Origin of the sequence: Belnapia rosea, from assembly GCF_900101615.1 — a bacterium.
Taxonomy (GTDB): Bacteria; Pseudomonadota; Alphaproteobacteria; order Acetobacterales; family Acetobacteraceae; genus Belnapia; species Belnapia rosea.
On sequence record NZ_FMZX01000085.1, the window covers coordinates 1 to 2793 of the forward strand.

Sequence of the window (2793 nt, forward strand, 5' to 3'; positions counted from 1 at the left end):
GTCCGCCCGCTGCAGCCCGGCGAATGGGTGGTCGGCGCCAATGTCTCCTACCGGGTGGCGAAGCTGCACCAGGCCGGCGGCTTCAGCCCGGCGCTCGGGCGCATCGGCTCCGGCATCTCGCTGATGTCAAATGACGAGACGGAGCTCGCCGCTCGGCTGGAGGCGCTCGGCGGCGCCATCGGCTACACGCCCCATGCCATGGTCGAGCATTGCATCGACCCGTCGCGGCTCAGCCAGGAATGGATGCGTCGGCGCATCGCCTGGCAGGCCGTCTCCGACTTCGTCCGCGCCCCGCAGGAGACGCGGGCGGAGATCGACACGCACTGGCACGACCTCAAGATATTCCTCGCCCATCAGCCGCCTCATCTGCGCACGATGCGCGCCCTGGCGCTGCCGCAGGGCAGCGCCGGCGACCTGCACTGGCAGATGTCCGCCGTCTACGGCGCCGTCATCTGCCTGCTTGGCGGGGTCGCCGACAGCGATGACTGACGCCGCGGACCCTAGATCCTGGGCCGGGATGCGCGTCCTCGTCCTGGCGCCGACGCCCACGCATCCGCAGGACTACGGCAACCGCAAGCGCATCTTCCAGGTCTGCCAGGATCTGCGCGGCAAGGGCACCGAGATCCATTACGTCCACTACGCCTCGGAGACCGACTGGCGGCAGAACCCCTCCCTGGCCGCGCTGCGGGCCATGCAGGAGGCCTGGGACGCCCACTATACCGTTCCCGTCACCCGCCCCCTGCACATGCCCCCGGCCGAGGGGGAGGACCACCGGATCGACGAGTGGTGGGATCCGGCGATCGGCGACATGCTGCGCTGGCTGTTCTCCACCCGCAGCTTCGACGCCTGCATCGTCAACTACACCTGGCTGAGCAAGGCCTTCGAATTCGTCCCGCGTGGCGTGCTCAAGGTCCTCGACACGCATGACCGCTTCGCCGACCGGCGCGCAGTGCTGGAAGCCAACGGGCTGAAGCCGGAATTCTTCTACACAACGGAGGTGGAGGAGCGGATCGCGCTCGACCGCGCCGATGTCGTGTGGGCGATCAAGGATGAGGAAGCTGCCTTCTTCCGTACGCTGACCCGTCGTCCGGTTCATACGCTGCCCTATGTCGAGCCGGTCCGTCCGCTGCTCCGCACGGAGGCGCCACGCGGCATCCTGCGCTTCGGCCTCGTCGGCGCGCGGAACAACATCAACCTGGTCAATATCCGCGCCTTCCTCGAGGCGGCGCGGCTCTATGTCGAGCGGACCCTGTTGCCCTGCCGGTTCGTCATCGCCGGCAGCTGCTGCGACGATCTGGCGGGCGACCGGCTGCCGAGCTTCGTCGAGCTGCTGGGCCGGGTCGACAGCCTCGACGACTTCTACCGCAACGTCGATGTCGTGCTGGCGCCGATGACTTTCTCGACCGGCCTGAAGATCAAAGTCGGCGAGGCGCTGCACCTCTGCAAGGCGGTGATCGCGCATGCGCATGCCTTCGAAGGCTATGCGCCGACGCATCCCTTCCATACGCTCGACTCGTTTCAGGCCATATTGTGGGCCTGCAAGGAGGTGGTGGCGAAGCCGGAGCAGCTGCCGCAGCTGGAGGCTGCCTCCTTCGCCTCCGCCATGGCCTCGGTGCAGGCTTTCGGCGCCACGCTGGCCCATACCGCGGCGATGCGCTGGCACCTCGATCCCGGGCTATGCATCGTCTTCGACGCGGCGGAGCTGCGCAGCGGGTCGCTCATTTTCGACCATGTCTGCGACACCGCGCGGTACCTCTCGCACCAGGTGCCGGTTCACTTGGTCCTCGGCGGGACCCTCGATGCCCGCCCCGACCAGGACGCGCTCTACCGGCTGCGCCAGCTCGGCGACATCGTCGCCCTGCCGGAGCTGACGACCACGGATGATGCGGTGGCGCCGGCCGAGCTGCTCGGCCGGGTGCGGCGCATCCCCCTGGCTGACTTGGCCTGCGGCGGGCAGCTGGCGCTGTGGTTCGCCGGGCCGCCTCCGACGCTGCATCTGCGCCGTCCGGCGACGGTGCCGGCCTTCCTACCCTACGATGCCTGGGCGATGCGCGGCACCGAGTTGGGCGGGTGCATCGAGGCCCTCACCGCATGCTTCCCGCAGGTCTACCTGCTGTCGCGCGGCGATGGGCCGGCGGTGAGCGGCGTGCGCGACCGGCGCGGCCTGCGGCATATCCGCACGCCGCTCTTCTTCGACGCCAACCAGTCCTATGCGGCCTGGATGGTGGAAGCGGCCGGGCGCCGTGGCCAGCTGCTGCTGGCGGACCGGGCGGATGACCCGAGGCTGGTGGCGGCCCTGGCAGTCCAGTCCCGCTACCGCCGCGGCGGCGAGCCGCCCATGGTGCTTCTGGCCTCCGGCGAGACCGGGGCACAGGCCCTGCAGGGCTGCCGCCTAGTGACGCTGGATGGCCTGTTCCGCGACATCGGCGCCACCGGCATGGCGCCCGAGCTGGTCATCGACATCGCCTCCAACCCGCGGCTGAATGCGGTGCGGGAGATCTTCGAGCGCCGCAGCATTCCGATGATCCGCCTCTTCGCGCCGGGCCATCGGCCGCGATCGGTGAGCGGAGCCCCGCGGCTGGCCGAAACCGGCCTGTTCGCCGGACTCGACAGCCTGCGGCGCTTCGTCGCGGAGCCGACTTTAGCCAGGCACCTGACCGAGTTGCGGGGACGGCAGAACGGGCACCGGAACGACCCCGGCTGGGCCCTGGTCTGGAGCCTCGTCGCGGCGCTGATGGCGGAGCGGCGCAGACGCGAGTCCGAGCCGGCCTGATGGCGCGTGCGCGGCCTGGC

General features: G+C 69.9%; 2 protein-coding genes. Both read left to right on the plus strand.

What is annotated here, in order from left to right; all coding sequences use genetic code 11:
• Positions 1–489, plus strand: a 489-nt coding sequence (locus tag BLR02_RS29940; protein WP_218128109.1) for a hypothetical protein, incomplete at its 5' end; no start/stop codon positions are given.
• A 28-nt stretch (positions 490–517) separates the two neighbouring features.
• Positions 518–2773 (plus strand): glycosyltransferase family 4 protein, encoded by a 2256-nt coding sequence (locus tag BLR02_RS28060; protein ID WP_143018391.1) that lies wholly within the window; start codon positions 518–520, stop codon positions 2771–2773.
• Positions 2774–2793: the final 20 nt, after the last annotated feature.

Bases quoted from the DNA above. Each gene is read 5' to 3' on its own strand.
- BLR02_RS28060 (WP_143018391.1), top strand. From the start codon at position 518: ATGCGCGTCCTCGTCCTGGCGCCGACGCCCACGCATCCGCAGGACTAC.